The sequence below is a fragment of the Citrobacter sp. TBCS-14 genome (assembly GCF_005280805.1).
GTDB lineage: Bacteria > Pseudomonadota > Gammaproteobacteria > Enterobacterales > Enterobacteriaceae > Citrobacter > Citrobacter gillenii.
Window position 1 is genome coordinate 271289 of record NZ_SZWM01001345.1, and the last position, 15014, is coordinate 286302.

The following is a 15014-nucleotide window of genomic DNA, read 5'->3' on the forward strand; positions in this document are numbered from 1 at the left end:
AAAATAACGACCAGTTAACATTTACACTCAATATATTTGACAACTTTTTATTCACCTGCCAAATGTATATACAAGCTAATACAACAACAACCCACACAATAATAATCCACACGACAACAACCATCATAACGGGCGAGGGTGACATGGTTTATTCCGGTAAAGTGAATATCCAGCAGGCGATAGATGACAGTCCTTTTTCACGCTTTCATTGGGTCATCATCGTCCTTGGCTTTCTGGTGCTGGCCATTGATGGCTTCGACACGGCGGCGATGGGATATATTGCCCCTACCCTCTCAGCCGACTGGGGGATCAAGAAACAAGATCTCGGGCCGGTATTAAGCGCCGCGCTGCTGGGGCTCTCATTTGGCGCCCTGCTGGCCGGGCCAATTTCCGATCGCATGGGACGTAAACGCGTACTGGTTTTTTCCTGCCTGTTCTTTGGTCTCGCCAGTCTGGGCACCGCCTATGCCCAGACGCTAAATATGTTAACGTTTTGGCGGTTTCTCACCGGACTCGGGCTGGGTGCAGCAATGCCGAACGCCATCACGTTGGTGTCAGAATTTGCGCCAAAACGCTGCCGCTCGATGGCGATTAACACCATGTACTGCGGTTTCCCGCTCGGTGCAGCAGGTGGCGGGGTTATCTCCTCCTGGCTGATTCCTAACTACGGCTGGCACAGCGTCCTGCTCGCCGGGGCAATTGCCCCGCTGGCGCTGACCATCCTCCTGGTGTTATTTCTGCCGGAGTCGGTCAAGTATCTGGTCCATCGCGGGAAAGAGATCGCGCAAGTCAAACGAATTGCCCGTCGCTTTATGCCAGGTGACATAGACCAGGTCACCCATTTTTATCTGGATGAAGAACGGACTGACGTCAAAAAAGGCAGCGTGGCGCAGTTGTTCAGCATGCCGTGGCTGCCGGGCACGTTGATGCTGTGGATGACCTACTTTATGGGGCTGGTTATCTATTATGTGCTGCTGAGCTGGATGCCGACGCTGATGCTGGGAATGGGTTACCCGCTGGCAGAATCTGCCTGGCTGACATCACTGTTCACCTTCGGCGGTACCGCGGGGATCCTGCTGGCCGGCTGGCTGATGGATCGCTGGGAAGCGCACAAAGTCGTCTCCATCGGTTTTATCCTGACAATGCTGTTTGCACTGGCGCTCGGGTTTGAACATAACCACATCATTCTGTTTGGCGCCCTAATCTTCCTGATGGGGATCACCATGAACGGTGCACAGTCCGGACTACAGACGCTGGCGGCAACGTTTTACCCGACCCACTGTCGCGCAACAGGTATTGCCTGGATGCAGGGCGTGGGCCGCTTTGGTGGCGTCGCCGGGACCATGACCAGCGCCCAATTACTTTCTCTGCAATGGCAGGCTGACAGCATATTGATGTTCCTCAGCGTTCCCGCGCTGCTGGCTGCTGCCGCAACGCTTTATAAGCTGCAACGCTATAAACCGCAGCCTCTGACCGTCGCATAGTACCCGTCCTTTCTGCTATCCTGCCCCCCGTTATTAAGGGGGCAGTATGCTTAACATCGTTTTATTCGAACCAGAAATCCCGCCAAATACCGGCAATATCATCCGCCTATGCGCCAATACCGGCTTTCGTCTGCATATTATTGAACCCATGGGCTTTACCTGGGACGACAAGCGCCTGCGTCGCGCGGGGCTGGATTATCACGAATTTACCGCCGTACTGCGCCACCCTGATTACGCCGCCTTTGTGGCTGCAGAAAGTCCGCAACGTCTTTTTGCGCTGACCACCAAAGGGACGCCGGCCCATAGCGCGGTAAGCTATCAGGATGGTGATTATCTGATGTTTGGCCCGGAAACGCGCGGCCTGCCCGCCAGCATTCTCGACGCGCTGCCTGCAGAACAAAAAATTCGTATTCCGATGATGCCGGACAGCCGCAGCATGAACCTGTCTAACGCGGTGTCGGTGGTAGTGTATGAGGCCTGGCGCCAGCTGGGGTATCCGGGCGCCGTATTACGCAGTTGATTTTGTCGGATGCGGCTAGCGCCTTATCCGACCTACATTAATTTGATGTTATTCGTTTCGAGCGTTATCGGCGCAGACAGATTGAACACGGACTGCGCACAGTCACCGGAGCGTACACGCAGTACGTGAGGATGACGAGCACAGCCCAGGTTCAATATGGCAAGTAAGATAGCTCGAAATCAGATGCCATCGCCGCATTCGAACGTATGATGTATCCCGTTGAAATGCTGATCCATATCCATGGACGGCTTATCGCTGTCAGGTTTACCGACAATCCGTGCCGGAACGCCTGCGGCGGTGGTATGTGGCGGTACGGGCTGTAAGACGACAGAACCCGCGCCTATCTTCGCCCCGCGCCCAACCTCGATGTTGCCGAGAATTTTTGCGCCCGCGCCAATCATCACGCCTTCACGAATTTTTGGGTGACGATCGCCGCCCGCTTTACCAGTCCCGCCTAAGGTGACGGATTGCAGGATCGAGACGTCGTTTTCGATCACCGCGGTTTCACCCACCACAATTCCGGTGGCATGATCGAGCATGATCCCACGACCAATTTTTGCCGCCGGATGAATGTCGACTTGGAAAGTCACGGACACCTGATTTTGCAAGAAGATCGCCAGTGCCTGACGCCCCTGATGCCACAGCCAGTGGCCGATGCGGTAAGCCTGCAGCGCATGGAAGCCCTTCAGGTACAAAAGCGGGGTGGAATATTTGTCGACAGCCGGGTCACGCGTGCGCACAGCCTGGATATCGCAGGCCGCCGAGGCAATCATTTCCGGATCGGCGGCGTAGGCTTCTTCCACCACTTCACGAATAGCAATCGCCGGCATGATTGGCGACGCAAGCTTATTCGCCAGCATATAGCTTAGCGCGCTGCCGAGATTCTCATGCTTGAGCAGCGTTGCGTGGTAAAAACTGGCCAGCATTGGCTCACAATCCGCCAGTGCCCGGGCTTCTGCTTTAATATTTTTCCAGACGATATCCAGTTCTTCACACGGCATTGCGTACTCCACAGAAGGTAGCAAAACGACCAACCCGTTCTACGCGGGTCGGGTCGTTATAATAAAACGGTTCCTTACGGCTAGTGGCTGCTCCGCTCGTCCTTGCGTGCACGACCTAATAACGTCAATGCTGCCTCGCGCGCATTTTTTCCGCAATACAATACTTGATAAATTTCCTCGGTTATTGGCATTTCGACACCAAAACGGTGCGCCAATTCACGAACTTCTTTCGTATTGCGATAGCCTTCAACCACTTGGCCAATCTTGTCCTGCGCGCCCTGAACATCCATGCCCTGACCGAGCATCATGCCAAAACGGCGGTTACGCGACTGGTTGTCGGTACACGTCAGCACCAGATCGCCCAGACCCGCCATGCCCATGAAGGTCGCCGGATCGGCACCCAGCGCCGCGCCAAGGCGTGACATTTCGGTCAACCCGCGGGTGATCAATGCCGTACGGGCATTAGCACCAAAGCCGATGCCGTCAGACATCCCTGCGCCAATAGCAATCACGTTTTTCACTGCACCGCCGAGCTGTACACCAATGAAGTCCGGGTTGCTGTAAACGCGGAAACTTTTGCCGCAGTGCAGCAGTTGCTGGAGATCGTCAGCAAACGTCTCGTCCGTTGACGCCAGCGAAATCGCCGTAGGCATGCCTGCAGCCAGTTCTTTGGCAAACGTAGGACCGGAAATCACCGCCAGCGGAATGGCATCCCCCAACGCTTCACGCGCGACATCCTGTAACAGGCGTCCCGTTTCTGCTTCCAGACCTTTTGTCGCCCAAACCAGGCGCGCATCAGAGCGCATCAACGGTTTGATCTGACGCAGCACTTCGCCAAAGACGTGGCTCGGCACCACCACCAGAATATTACGGCTGGCGGCCAGCGCAGTGGCTAAATCACTTTCCAGGCGCAGCGTATCGGGAAAAGGCACATCAGGAAGGAACGCAACGTTGCAGCGATCGTGCTCGAGCGTTGCGATATGTTTGGGATCGTGGCCCCACAGGATAACCGGGTGGCCGTTTCTTGCCAGGGTAATGGCAAGAGCGGTGCCGTACGAGCCGGCACCAATCACAGTCATTGAAGCATTACTTTGATTCATCAGGCATCCTGATGTTCTTCAGTACCTTCGCCAGTCTGCTGCTGTAAATAGTTCATGAACAGCGCATCAAAGTTGACCGGTGCAAGGTTCAGCTGCGGGAACGTACCGCGTGATACCAGGCTGGTGATGCATTCACGGGCATACGGGAACAGGATGTTCGGGCAGTATGCACCCAGGCAATGCGCCATCTGAGTCCCTTCAATTCCGCTGATGGAGAAAATCCCGCCCTGCTGAACTTCGCACAGGAACGCCGTTTCTTCACCCAGAGAAGCCGTTACGGTGACACGCAGCACAACTTCATACACGTCATCTGCCAGTTGGGTAGATGCAGTATCAAGATCAAGTTTAACCTCTGGCTGCCAATCTTTCTGGAAAACATGCGGTGCATTTGGCGCTTCGAAAGACACATCCTTGGTATAAATACGTTGGATCTGGAAAGCCATTTCAGTGTTATTTTGTTCTGACATGTTTAGAAAACCCTTTAGTGTTGTCCTTTAAATACTATCCGTACGCCTTAACGCAGCAGGGGATCCAGTCCACCACGCGCATCCAACGCATACAAGTCGTCACAACCACCAATGTGCTGTGCATCAATAAAAATCTGCGGAACCGTCGTACGACCACTGCGTTTGATCATCTCTTCGCGCTTCACGGCGTCGCCGTCAATCGGAAGTTCCTGGAAACTCACGCCCTTGCTGTTCAATAGCGCTTTCGCGCGATGGCAAAATGGGCAGGTTGCTTTGGTGTAGATCTCGATGTTGGCCATGACTTATCTCCGATATTAACTTACGGTGTTACTTGCCACGTACCAGCGGGAGGTTTTCACCACTCCAGCCTGCTACGCCGTCTTTCAGCACGGACACCTGCTCAAAACCCGCTTTAATCAGCGCAGTTGCAGATTCCTGGCACTGCATGCCAGAACCGTCAACCACAATAACCGGTTTGGCTTTGTGTTTTTCAAGCTCGCCGAAGTTGTTGGCTTTAATTTCGCTCGGCAGCAGGTTAGTTGAACCGGCGATATGGCCTTTGCGGAAGTCATCACGCTGACGTAAATCCACAATAACCGCATCTTCTTTATTGAGAAGACGAGTGGCTTCGCCGCGGGTAATCACCTTCACTTTCGAGGTCAGGCTTTTGATGGTCGTAAATAATACAGCCGCCAGTAACGCAATCCAGGCGATACTCAAGACAGGGTGGCGACTAACAAATTGCATAATTTCTTGCATGGGGGGTAACAACTCCCGACTCAGTGATTAAAAAAACCAGGGAAAGAGTATACCTGCGCGTTGGCGCAAATACAGCCAGAGCGTGCATTGGATTGCATTTTTGCGGGGCGCTACGGAAAAAAAAACGTAAATCCGAGTCCTCCCTGACGTGCTATACCCCATTATTTGATCTTCGGGGGCTACTTTATCGATTCAGCTGTAGTAAAATTACGCAATTATTTTTATCTATTAAGTGTGAGGTTGTCGCAATGTCGGTTTCTAAAAAACCTATGGTACTGGTGATTCTGGATGGCTACGGCTATCGCGAAGACAGCCAGGATAACGCCATTTTTAATGCTAAAACCCCGGTTATGGATGCTCTGTGGGCCAAACGTCCACATACCCTGATTGACGCATCTGGTCTGGAAGTCGGCCTGCCTGACCGCCAGATGGGTAACTCCGAAGTGGGTCACGTCAACCTGGGCGCGGGCCGTATCGTGTATCAGGATCTGACCCGTCTGGATGTTGAAATTAAAGAACGGACTTTCTTCACTAACCCGGTACTGACCGATGCGGTCGACCAGGCGAAAAATAGCGGCAAAGCAGTACACATCATGGGTCTGCTGTCTGCGGGCGGCGTACACAGCCACGAAGATCACATCCTGGCGATGGTTGAGCTGGCGGCAGAACGCGGCGCAGAAAAAATCTATCTGCACGCCTTCCTCGATGGCCGTGACACCCCACCGCGCAGCGCTGAAAAGTCGCTGCAAAAATTCGAAGAAAAATTTGCCGCGCTGGGCAAAGGTCGCGTTGCGTCCATTATTGGTCGTTACTACGCCATGGACCGCGACAACCGTTGGGATCGCGTTGAAAAAGCGTATGACCTGATGACGCTGGCCCAGGGTGAATTCCAGGCTGACACCGCAGTAGCAGGTCTGCAGGCCGCTTATGCTCGTGATGAAAACGACGAATTCGTAAAAGCGACCGTGATCCGCGCAGAAGGCCAGGCCGATGCCGCAATGGAAGACGGCGATACGCTGATTTTCATGAACTTCCGTGCTGACCGTGCACGTGAAATCACCCGCGCGTTTGTGAACGCTGACTTCGATGGCTTCGCGCGTAAGAAAGTGGTTAACCTCAACTTTGTGCAGTTGACCGAATACGCGGCCGACATCAAAACAGCGGTAGCTTACCCACCAACGTCTCTGGCGAATACCCTCGGCGAGTGGATGGCGAAGCACGACAAAACCCAGCTACGTATTTCCGAAACTGAAAAATATGCACACGTGACCTTCTTCTTCAACGGTGGCGTAGAAGAGCCGTTCAAAGGCGAAGACCGTATCCTGATCAACTCGCCGAAAGTAGCCACCTACGATCTGCAGCCAGAAATGAGTTCCGCAGAGCTGACCGAGAAGCTGGTTGCCGCGATTGAGAGCGGGAAATACGACACCATCATCTGTAACTACCCGAACGGCGACATGGTCGGTCATACCGGGGTAATGGATGCTGCGGTTAAAGCGGTTGAAGCGCTGGATCACTGCGTTGAGCAAGTGGCCAAAGCGGTTGAGTCCGTTGGCGGCCAATTGCTGATCACCGCAGACCACGGTAACGCTGAGCAAATGCGCGATCCGTCTACCGGTCAGGCACATACTGCACATACCAACCTGCCGGTTCCGCTGATTTATGTCGGTGGTAAAAACGTCAAAGCTGTCGATGGCGGTAAACTTTCCGATATCGCCCCGACCATGCTGACGCTGATGGGCATGGAAATCCCGCAAGAGATGACTGGTAAGCCGCTGTTCATCGTGGAATAATCCCTCCCCATGAGGGGAAAGGCGATTAATACCATCACATGGGCCGCAAAACCGCGTAGGTTTTCAGTCAGGCCCTTGTTATACGCCAGCGTGATTAGCGCTGGCGTATTGTTGTGCGCCTTTTCCGCCCACGCGGACGAACGCGACCAGCTCAAATCTATTCAGGCCGATATCGCGGCAAAAGAACGCGCGGTACGCCAGCAACAACAGCAACGTTCCACCCTCCTCGCCCAGCTTAAAGCCCAGGAACAGGCCATCGCCGTTGCGGCACGACAGCTGCGCGAAACGCAAAATTCACTGGCGCAACTGAATGCGCAAATTGCCGAAATGAACGCCGCCCTCGCGAAGCTGGAAAAGCAGCGAGCAGCACAGGAACGCAGCCTGGCCGCCCAACTGGACGCCGCGTTTCGTCAGGGTGAGCACACCGGCATTCAGTTAATCCTCAGTGGTGAAGAGAGTCAGCGCGGGCAGCGCCTGCAGGCCTATTTTGGCTATCTGAACCAGGCGCGGCAGGAAACCATCGCCCAGTTGAAGCAAACCCGCGAAGAAGTCGATTCGCAGAAGGCCGAGCTGGAAGATAAACAGAGTGAGCAGCAAACGCTGCTGTACGAGCAGCGCGCTCAACAGGCCAAGCTGGAACAGGCGCGTAACGAGCGCCAAAAAACGCTCGCAGGGCTGGAGTCCTCCATTCAGCAGGGCCAGCAGCAGCTCAGCGAACTGCGCGCCAACGAATCCCGCCTACGCAGCAGCCTTGCACGGGCCGAGGCCGCCGCCAAAGCGCGCGCTGAACGTGAAGCCCGCGAAGCACAGGCGGTGCGCGATAAGCAAAAGGATGCATCGCGCAAAGGGTCGACCTACAAGCCGACCGAAAACGAAAAATCCTTGATGTCCCGTACCGGGGGGTTAGGTTCGCCGCGCGGTCAGGCATTCTGGCCCGTCCGTGGCCCAACGCTGCATCGTTATGGCGAACAGCTGCAAGGTGAGCTACGTTGGAAAGGGATGGTCATTGGCGCATCTGAAGGCACCGAAGTGAAAGCCATTGCCGATGGTCGCGTTATTCTGGCCGACTGGCTTCAGGGTTATGGTCTGGTGGTCGTGGTTGAGCACGGTAAAGGCGATATGAGCCTGTACGGCTATAACCAAAGCGCGCTGGTCAGCGTAGGTACGCAGGTGCGTGCCGGACAGCCGATTGCCCTGGTGGGTAGCAGCGGCGGTCAGGGCAGACCCGCACTCTATTTCGAAATTCGTCGCCAGGGTCAGGCGGTCAATCCACAGCCGTGGTTGGGAAGATAAGTTTTGCCTCAGTTTCGCCGCATAATATTCTCACTCGCCAGCCTGCTGGCATTCGCTCCCTCTGTTTTTGCCGGTAAGCTTGCCATCGTGATTGACGATTTCGGTTATCGTCCGCACAACGAGAATCAGGTGCTAGCGATGCCTTCTGCGATCTCCGTTGCCGTTCTGCCCAATGCACCACATGCACGGGAGATGGCGACCAAAGCGCATAACAGCGGACATGAAGTCTTAATCCATCTGCCGATGGCGCCTCTCAGCAAACAGCCGCTTGAGAAAGATACCCTGCGCCCGGAGATGAGCAGCGACGAGATTGAGCGGATTATTCGCGATGCGGTCAGCAAAGTGCCGTATGCCGTCGGGCTTAACAACCATATGGGCAGCGCGATGACCTCCAGCCTGTTTGGCATGCAGAAAGTGATGCAGGCACTGGAACGGTACGATCTTTATTTCCTGGACAGTATGACCATCGGTAACAGCCAGTCCATGCGTGCGGCAGGAGGAACGGGCGTGAAAGTGATCAAACGCAAAGTCTTCCTCGACGACACGCAAAACGAAGCGGACATTCGCCGCCAGTTTAACCGCGCGGTCGAACTGGCACGCCGCAACGGTTCTGCTATCGCGATTGGGCACCCTCATCCTTCGACGGTACGCGTATTGCAGCAAATGGTTTATAACCTGCCCGCCGACATTACGCTGGTTCGCCCAAGCAGCCTGCTCAATGAACCACAGGTAGATACCTCTACGCCAAATCTGACGCCGCCGAAAAACAGCACGCCTGATGCGCCGCGTAATCCTTTCCGCGGGGTGAAACTGTGCAAACCGAAGCAACCGTTAGAACCCGTTTACGCCAGCCGATTCTTTAGCGTGCTCGGTGAGAGCATCACCCAAAGCACGCTGGTACAATATATGCGCCTGCAGTGGCAGGGCTGGTCGTAATCAGTCTTTCAGACCCAGCGTGACATGGGCCAGACGGCGTGGCGTCAGTGATTTATCGCGCCACTTGCTAAACCGGATGGCCCATAACAGCACCTGATAACCCAGCTTAACGCTGCAAATATTGCTCACCATTCGCTTGAACATACCCGATACAAACACCTCGGCAATCATGCGCTGGCGAATCTTTTCGTCTGGCTCTTTGCGGATGCAATGGCATACGCGTAGCGCTTCGTAAATCACCTGCTGTTTGAATTCAGGGTAAATCGGAATACGCCCGGCGTAATCATGATTCATCTTATCCAGCAGGCGGGTAATTTTGATGTAGTGGCGCTGATAGGCCAGGTTCTTCTCTCCGGTACGCGGCAGGCGACTGACGGACGCGCCGTGCAGGAAATATTTATACAGCGGAACCTCCGTGTAACGCGCGCGTTTGGCGTTAAACATAAACTCCGTCGTCCAAATAATATCCTGGTGGTGCAGACCGGAAAGAAAGGTTAGCCCAGCGTCGCGGATGGTTTGATGACGGTAAACCCCCATCCAGACCACATGCCGCCAGCGACGACTGGCAAGTGCTTTGCGCAGCCAGTCCGGCCCGGTCATGACGCCGGTAGAACGAATACGATCGGTGGGAATAGATGCCCAGGTATGACCCGTTTCCGCAATACACCAGTCGGCGTTACACTGGGCAACGTCCAGATTGTCCTGCAGCGCCATATTCATCAGCGTTTCATACATTTCCGGATAGGCAATGTCGTCACCATCGACGTAAGCGATATACTCGCCCTTTGCTACCGCCATACCGGTATTTCGCGCTGCCGAGACGCCCCCGTTGCGCTGGTGCAGCAAATGGACGTGTGGATAACGATCCGCATAGGCCTGAGCAAGCTCTGCCGAGTTATCCGTAGAGCCATCATTTACGATGATGATCTCCAGATTTTTCCAGGTTTGCGCGATCAGCGAATCCATACACGCAATGAACGGTTCACCCGTATTGTAAAGCGGCATAATGACGCTCAATAGGCCTGGAGTATAGGTCATATAAAATCCTGCCAAACAATGTAATTAACGGCAATTTTTAGCATATTACGCGGCAGAAGATCAGAGAAAGTTATTCTTATCTTTGACCTAAAATGCGCCAGACAAGCGGGATCGCGCCAGAAAAAAATCCCCGGGTATTTAATGAACATAAATATCCGGGGACAGCACACAGAACCCATTAATCAGAAACGGTTAATCCCAGCTCAGGATCACTTTCCCTGACTGACCTGAACGCATCGCGTCAAAGCCCTGCTGGAACTCATCGATGGAGAACCGATGGGTGATGATTGGCGACAAATCCAGACCAGACTGGATAAGTGCAGCCATTTTGTACCAGGTTTCAAACATTTCGCGACCGTAGATACCTTTAATAAACAGCCCTTTAAAGATAACCTTCGTCCAGTCGACGGACATGTCTGACGGCGGAATACCCAGCATGGCGATGCGACCGCCGTGGTTCATGGTGTCCAGCATGGTGCGGAACGCTGGCGGCGCACCGGACATCTCCAGACCCACATCAAACCCTTCGGTCATACCCAGCTCGGCCATGACATCAGTCAGGTTCTCTTTCGCTACGTTTACCGCGCGAGTAATACCCATTTTTCGTGCCAGCTCAAGGCGATACTCATTCACATCCGTAATGACAACGTGGCGTGCACCAACGTGCTTCGCGACGGCTGCCGCCATAATACCGATAGGACCTGCACCGGAAACCAGCACATCTTCTCCGACCAAATCGAACGACAGTGCCGTGTGAACCGCATTGCCGAACGGATCGAAGATTGAGGCTAAATCATCGGAGATGTTATCCGGGATCTTGAACGCGTTAAACGCCGGGATCACCAGGTACTCAGCAAAACAACCCGGACGGTTTACACCGACACCGGTCGTATTGCGGCACAGGTGAGTACGCCCACCACGGCAGTTACGGCAATGTCCGCAAGTAATGTGGCCTTCACCCGACACGCGATCGCCAATTTTAAAACCTTTCACTTCCTGGCCGATGCCGACTACTTCGCCGACATACTCATGCCCAACAACCATTGGAACCGGGATGGTTTTTTGCGACCATTCATCCCAGTTATAAATGTGAACGTCAGTCCCGCAGATGGCTGTTTTACGGATTTTAATCAGCAAATCGTTATGACCGACTTCCGGTTCAGGAACGTCGGTCATCCAAATGCCTTCTTCCGCTTTCAGTTTGGATAACGCTTTCATTTCACATCCTCAGGCAATAACGCCCAGTTGTTTACCAATGCGTGTGAACGCGTCAACAGCACGCGTAATCTGCTCAGGGGTATGCGCCGCAGACATCTGGGTACGGATACGCGCCTGGCCTTTCGGAACCACCGGATAGAAGAAGCCGGTAACGTAAATACCTTCTTTTTGCAGTTCACGGGAGAACTGTTGTGCAACGACTGCATCACCCAACATCACCGGAATAATCGCGTGATCGGCACCGGCTAACGTAAAGCCAGCGGCGGACATTTGCTCACGGAACTGACGAGCGTTTGCCCACAGGCGATCGCGCAGGTCATGGCCGGACTCAACCATTTCCAGCACCTTAATGGACGCCGCCACAATCGCCGGAGCCAGTGAGTTGGAGAACAGGTACGGACGGGAACGCTGACGTAGCCACTCCACGACTTCTTTACGCGCTGCGGTATAACCACCGGACGCGCCGCCCAGTGCTTTACCCAGCGTACCGGTAATGATGTCGACACGCCCCATCACTTCGCAGTATTCATGGGAACCGCGGCCGTTTTCGCCGACAAAACCCACCGCGTGGGAATCATCAACCATCACCAGTGCATCGTACTTATCCGCAAGGTCGCAGACACCTTTCAGGTTGGCAATCACGCCGTCCATCGAGAACACACCGTCGGTAGCAATCAGCACGTGACGCGCCCCAGATTCACGCGCTTCTTTCAGGCGCGCTTCCAGTTCCTGCATATCATTATTGGCGTAACGGAAACGCTTCGCTTTACACAGACGAACGCCGTCGATGATAGAGGCGTGGTTCAGGGCATCGGAGATAATCGCATCTTCTGCGCCCAGCAGCGTTTCGAACAGGCCGCCGTTGGCATCAAAGCAGGAAGAATAAAGAATGGCATCTTCCATACCGAGGAACGCCGCCAGTTTTTGCTCCAGCTGCTTGTGGCTGTCCTGGGTGCCGCAGATAAAGCGCACCGAAGCCATGCCAAACCCGTGAGAATCCATACCCGCTTTTGCCGCTGCAATCAGTTCCGGGTGGTTAGCCAGTCCCAGATAGTTGTTCGCACAAAAGTTAATCACGTGGCTTCCATCAGCTACCGTGATATCCGCCTGCTGCGCAGACGTAATAATGCGTTCTTCTTTAAACAGCCCTTCCGCACGTGCGGTTTCCAGGTCGTTCGTTAACTGCTTGTAAAAATTCCCACGCATTGCAATTCTCCAGACTGGGCAAATTTCAGCACATATTACCCAAAGCTATACATTGATACGAGATGACGCGTCATCACTTCTTCAAAATGAAGCATAAATCACGTGTACCCGCACGGCTTATCGGTGAATGGCTGAAGCCAGGGCCATGTAGTGATATGATAGAAGTATTCGTGTCTGAGATTGTCTCTGACTCCATAATTCGAAGGTTACATTTATGATCATCGTTACCGGCGGCGCGGGCTTTATCGGCAGCAACATCGTTAAATCACTGAATGATAAAGGCATCACTGATATCCTGGTGGTGGACAACCTGAAAGACGGCACCAAGTTTGTTAACCTGGTGGATCTGAATATTGCTAACTACATGGATAAGGAAGACTTCCTGATCCAGATTATGGCCGGTGAAGAATTCGGCGATATCGAAGCAATTTTCCACGAAGGCGCATGCTCTTCCACCACCGAGTGGGATGGCAAGTATATGATGGACAATAACTATCAATACTCCAAAGAGCTGCTGCACTACTGCCTGGAACGCGAAATTCCGTTCCTGTACGCCTCTTCTGCAGCCACTTACGGCGGGCGTACTTCTGACTTCATCGAATCCCGTGAATATGAAAAACCGCTGAACGTTTACGGCTACTCAAAGTTCCTGTTCGACGAGTATGTTCGTCAGATCCTGCCAGAAGCGGATTCGCAGATTGTCGGCTTCCGCTATTTCAACGTCTACGGACCGCGTGAAGGCCATAAAGGCAGCATGGCAAGCGTGGCTTTCCATCTCAATACCCAACTCAACAATGGCGAAACGCCAAAACTGTTTGAAGGCAGCGAAAACTTCAAACGTGATTTCGTCTATGTCGGCGATGTTGCCGCAGTTAACCTGTGGTTCCTGGAAAACGGTGTATCCGGTATCTTTAACCTCGGTACCGGCCGCGCGGAATCATTCCAGGCCGTGGCGGATGCTACGCTGGCTTACCATAAAAAAGGCAGCATTGAGTACATTCCGTTCCCGGAAAAACTGAAAGGCCGCTACCAGGCGTTTACTCAGGCGGATCTGACTAACCTGCGCGCAGCAGGCTACGACAAGCCGTTTAAGACCGTGGCCGAAGGCGTAACGGAATATATGGCCTGGCTGAACCGCGACGCGTAAGTATGAAAATTTTGGTGATAGGCCCGTCCTGGGTTGGCGACATGATGATGTCGCAAAGTCTCTATCGCACGCTCAAGGCGCGCTATCCCCAGGCGATAATCGACGTGATGGCACCGGCATGGTGTCGTCCGCTGCTGTCGCGCATGCCTGAAGTCAACGACGCGATTGCCATGCCGCTAGGACACGGTGCGCTGGAGATCGGTGAACGGCGTAAACTCGGCCACAGTCTGCGTGAAAAACGCTACGATCGTGCCTTCGTGCTGCCGAACTCATTTAAGTCAGCACTGGTGCCGTTCTTTGCGGGCATTCCCCATCGTACCGGATGGCGCGGTGAGATGCGCTACGGGCTGCTCAATGATGCACGCGTGCTGGATAAAGAAGCCTGGCCGCTGATGGTCGAGCGCTATGTAGCGCTGGCCTACGATAAAGGCGTAATGCTTTCAGCGAAAGATTTACCGCAGCCGCTGTTATGGCCGCAGCTGCAAGTCAGCGAAGGTGAAAAATCACTGACCTGTAGCCAGTTCTCTCTCTCTGCTGAACGCCCGATCATCGGTTTTTGTCCTGGGGCAGAATTTGGTCCGGCCAAACGCTGGCCGCATTATCACTATGCGGAACTGGCAAAACAGCTGATCGACGAAGGTCATCAAGTTGTACTGTTTGGCTCAGCCAAAGATCATGAAGCCGGTAATGAAATTCTGGCGACACTCAACACCGAACAGCAGGCATGGTGCCGTAATCTGGCGGGTGAAACGCAGCTCGAGCAGGCCGTTATTCTTCTCGCCGCCTGTAAAGCGGTAGTCACCAATGACTCAGGATTAATGCACGTAGCCGCCGCGCTGAACCGTCCGCTGGTCGCTCTGTACGGCCCTAGCAGCCCGGACTTTACTCCACCTCTTTCCCATAAAGCACGTGTGATCCGCCTGATAACGGGTTATCACAAAGTGCGTAAGGGCGATGCGGCACAAGGGTATCATCAGAGCCTGATTGACATCACTCCTCAGCGCGTTCTGGAAGAACTGAACGACCTGTTGTTACAAGAGGAAGCCTGACGG

The 15014-nt window shown here is 53.9% G+C and carries 15 protein-coding genes; 7 read left to right on the plus strand and 8 right to left on the minus strand.

The features are described from left to right. Nucleotides 1–143: 143 nt before the first annotated feature. Nucleotides 144–1484: an aromatic acid/H+ symport family MFS transporter gene (locus FDX22_RS29030; protein ID WP_117342540.1), complete on the plus strand. Its 1341-nt coding sequence runs from the start codon at nucleotides 144–146 to the stop codon at nucleotides 1482–1484. 46 nt (nucleotides 1485–1530) lie between these two features. Next, a complete protein-coding gene (trmL, locus tag FDX22_RS29035; protein ID WP_115257181.1) occupies nucleotides 1531–2004 on the plus strand; it encodes a tRNA (uridine(34)/cytosine(34)/5-carboxymethylaminomethyluridine(34)-2'-O)-methyltransferase TrmL in 474 nt (157 codons plus the stop codon). A 179-nt stretch (nucleotides 2005–2183) separates the two neighbouring features. Here trmL and cysE read toward each other — a convergent pair whose 3' ends face one another. The 5 genes from cysE to FDX22_RS29060 all read right to left on the minus strand — a co-directional run bounded on the left by cysE (nucleotide 2184) and on the right by FDX22_RS29060 (nucleotide 5331). Next, entirely contained in the window at nucleotides 2184–3005 is an 822-nt protein-coding gene (gene cysE, locus FDX22_RS29040) for a serine O-acetyltransferase (protein ID WP_096759099.1), read from the minus strand. Nucleotides 3006–3085: 80 nt separating this feature from the next. Next, complete coding sequence (gene gpsA, locus FDX22_RS29045; RefSeq protein WP_117342542.1) at nucleotides 3086–4105, minus strand: NAD(P)H-dependent glycerol-3-phosphate dehydrogenase; 1020 nt, start codon at nucleotides 4103–4105, stop codon at nucleotides 3086–3088. Further along, nucleotides 4105–4572, minus strand: coding sequence for a protein-export chaperone SecB (gene secB, locus FDX22_RS29050; RefSeq protein ID WP_096759097.1), 468 nt, complete (start codon nucleotides 4570–4572; stop codon nucleotides 4105–4107). Before secB ends, gpsA begins: the two co-directional genes overlap by 1 nt. Before the next feature lie 47 nt (nucleotides 4573–4619). Further along, nucleotides 4620–4871, minus strand: coding sequence for a glutaredoxin 3 (gene grxC / locus FDX22_RS29055; protein ID WP_003024152.1), 252 nt, complete (start codon nucleotides 4869–4871; stop codon nucleotides 4620–4622). A gap of 28 nt (nucleotides 4872–4899) precedes the next feature. Further along, entirely contained in the window at nucleotides 4900–5331 is a 432-nt protein-coding gene (locus FDX22_RS29060) for a rhodanese-like domain-containing protein (protein ID WP_096759096.1), read from the minus strand. A gap of 248 nt (nucleotides 5332–5579) precedes the next feature. Here FDX22_RS29060 and gpmM point away from each other — a divergent pair, with 248 nt between their 5' ends. Genes gpmM through FDX22_RS29075 form a run of 3 tightly spaced genes read left to right on the plus strand, consistent with a single transcriptional unit; the run spans nucleotide 5580 to nucleotide 9353 of the window. Beyond that, nucleotides 5580–7124, plus strand: a complete 1545-nt coding sequence (gpmM, locus tag FDX22_RS29065; RefSeq protein ID WP_096759095.1) for a 2,3-bisphosphoglycerate-independent phosphoglycerate mutase — start codon at nucleotides 5580–5582, stop codon at nucleotides 7122–7124. 33 nt (nucleotides 7125–7157) lie between these two features. After that, entirely contained in the window at nucleotides 7158–8417 is a 1260-nt protein-coding gene (gene envC, locus FDX22_RS29070; protein WP_232058724.1) for a murein hydrolase activator EnvC, read from the plus strand. 3 nt (nucleotides 8418–8420) lie between these two features. Next, nucleotides 8421–9353, plus strand: coding sequence for a divergent polysaccharide deacetylase family protein (locus FDX22_RS29075; RefSeq protein ID WP_146718158.1), 933 nt, complete (start codon nucleotides 8421–8423; stop codon nucleotides 9351–9353). Here the strand turns inward: FDX22_RS29075 and FDX22_RS29080 are convergent, their stop codons facing one another. From FDX22_RS29080 to kbl, 3 genes are all read right to left on the minus strand, one after another. After that, nucleotides 9354–10391, minus strand: coding sequence for a glycosyltransferase (locus FDX22_RS29080; RefSeq protein ID WP_135911224.1), 1038 nt, complete (start codon nucleotides 10389–10391; stop codon nucleotides 9354–9356). A gap of 192 nt (nucleotides 10392–10583) precedes the next feature. Continuing rightward, nucleotides 10584–11609, minus strand: a complete 1026-nt coding sequence (tdh, locus tag FDX22_RS29085) for an L-threonine 3-dehydrogenase (RefSeq protein ID WP_137399933.1) — start codon at nucleotides 11607–11609, stop codon at nucleotides 10584–10586. Between the two features lie 9 nt (nucleotides 11610–11618). Continuing rightward, nucleotides 11619–12815 (minus strand): glycine C-acetyltransferase, encoded by a 1197-nt coding sequence (kbl, locus tag FDX22_RS29090; RefSeq protein ID WP_117342546.1) that lies wholly within the window; start codon nucleotides 12813–12815, stop codon nucleotides 11619–11621. Nucleotides 12816–13029: 214 nt separating this feature from the next. Here kbl and rfaD point away from each other — a divergent pair, with 214 nt between their 5' ends. After that, nucleotides 13030–13962: an ADP-glyceromanno-heptose 6-epimerase gene (gene rfaD / locus FDX22_RS29095; RefSeq protein ID WP_146718159.1), complete on the plus strand. Its 933-nt coding sequence runs from the start codon at nucleotides 13030–13032 to the stop codon at nucleotides 13960–13962. Between the two features lie 2 nt (nucleotides 13963–13964). Next, a complete protein-coding gene (rfaF, locus tag FDX22_RS29100; protein ID WP_146718160.1) occupies nucleotides 13965–15011 on the plus strand; it encodes an ADP-heptose--LPS heptosyltransferase RfaF in 1047 nt (348 codons plus the stop codon). Nucleotides 15012–15014: the final 3 nt, after the last annotated feature.

What these genes read in the sequence shown, in the direction of transcription:
- FDX22_RS29030 (WP_117342540.1), top strand. Translation starts at nt 144, where the DNA reads ATGGTTTATTCCGGTAAAGTGAATATCCAGCAGGCGATAGATGACAGT.
- trmL (WP_115257181.1), top strand. Translation starts at nt 1,531, where the DNA reads ATGCTTAACATCGTTTTATTCGAACCAGAAATCCCGCCAAATACCGGC.
- cysE (WP_096759099.1), bottom strand. Translation starts at nt 3,005, where the DNA reads ATGCCGTGTGAAGAACTGGATATCGTCTGGAAAAATATTAAAGCAGAA.
- gpsA (WP_117342542.1), bottom strand. Translation starts at nt 4,105, where the DNA reads ATGAATCAAAGTAATGCTTCAATGACTGTGATTGGTGCCGGCTCGTAC.
- secB (WP_096759097.1), bottom strand. Translation starts at nt 4,572, where the DNA reads ATGTCAGAACAAAATAACACTGAAATGGCTTTCCAGATCCAACGTATT.
- grxC (WP_003024152.1), bottom strand. Translation starts at nt 4,871, where the DNA reads ATGGCCAACATCGAGATCTACACCAAAGCAACCTGCCCATTTTGCCAT.
- FDX22_RS29060 (WP_096759096.1), bottom strand. Translation starts at nt 5,331, where the DNA reads ATGCAAGAAATTATGCAATTTGTTAGTCGCCACCCTGTCTTGAGTATC.
- gpmM (WP_096759095.1), top strand. Translation starts at nt 5,580, where the DNA reads ATGTCGGTTTCTAAAAAACCTATGGTACTGGTGATTCTGGATGGCTAC.
- FDX22_RS29080 (WP_135911224.1), bottom strand. Translation starts at nt 10,391, where the DNA reads ATGACCTATACTCCAGGCCTATTGAGCGTCATTATGCCGCTTTACAAT.
- tdh (WP_137399933.1), bottom strand. Translation starts at nt 11,609, where the DNA reads ATGAAAGCGTTATCCAAACTGAAAGCGGAAGAAGGCATTTGGATGACC.
- kbl (WP_117342546.1), bottom strand. Translation starts at nt 12,815, where the DNA reads ATGCGTGGGAATTTTTACAAGCAGTTAACGAACGACCTGGAAACCGCA.
- rfaD (WP_146718159.1), top strand. Translation starts at nt 13,030, where the DNA reads ATGATCATCGTTACCGGCGGCGCGGGCTTTATCGGCAGCAACATCGTT.
- rfaF (WP_146718160.1), top strand. Translation starts at nt 13,965, where the DNA reads ATGAAAATTTTGGTGATAGGCCCGTCCTGGGTTGGCGACATGATGATG.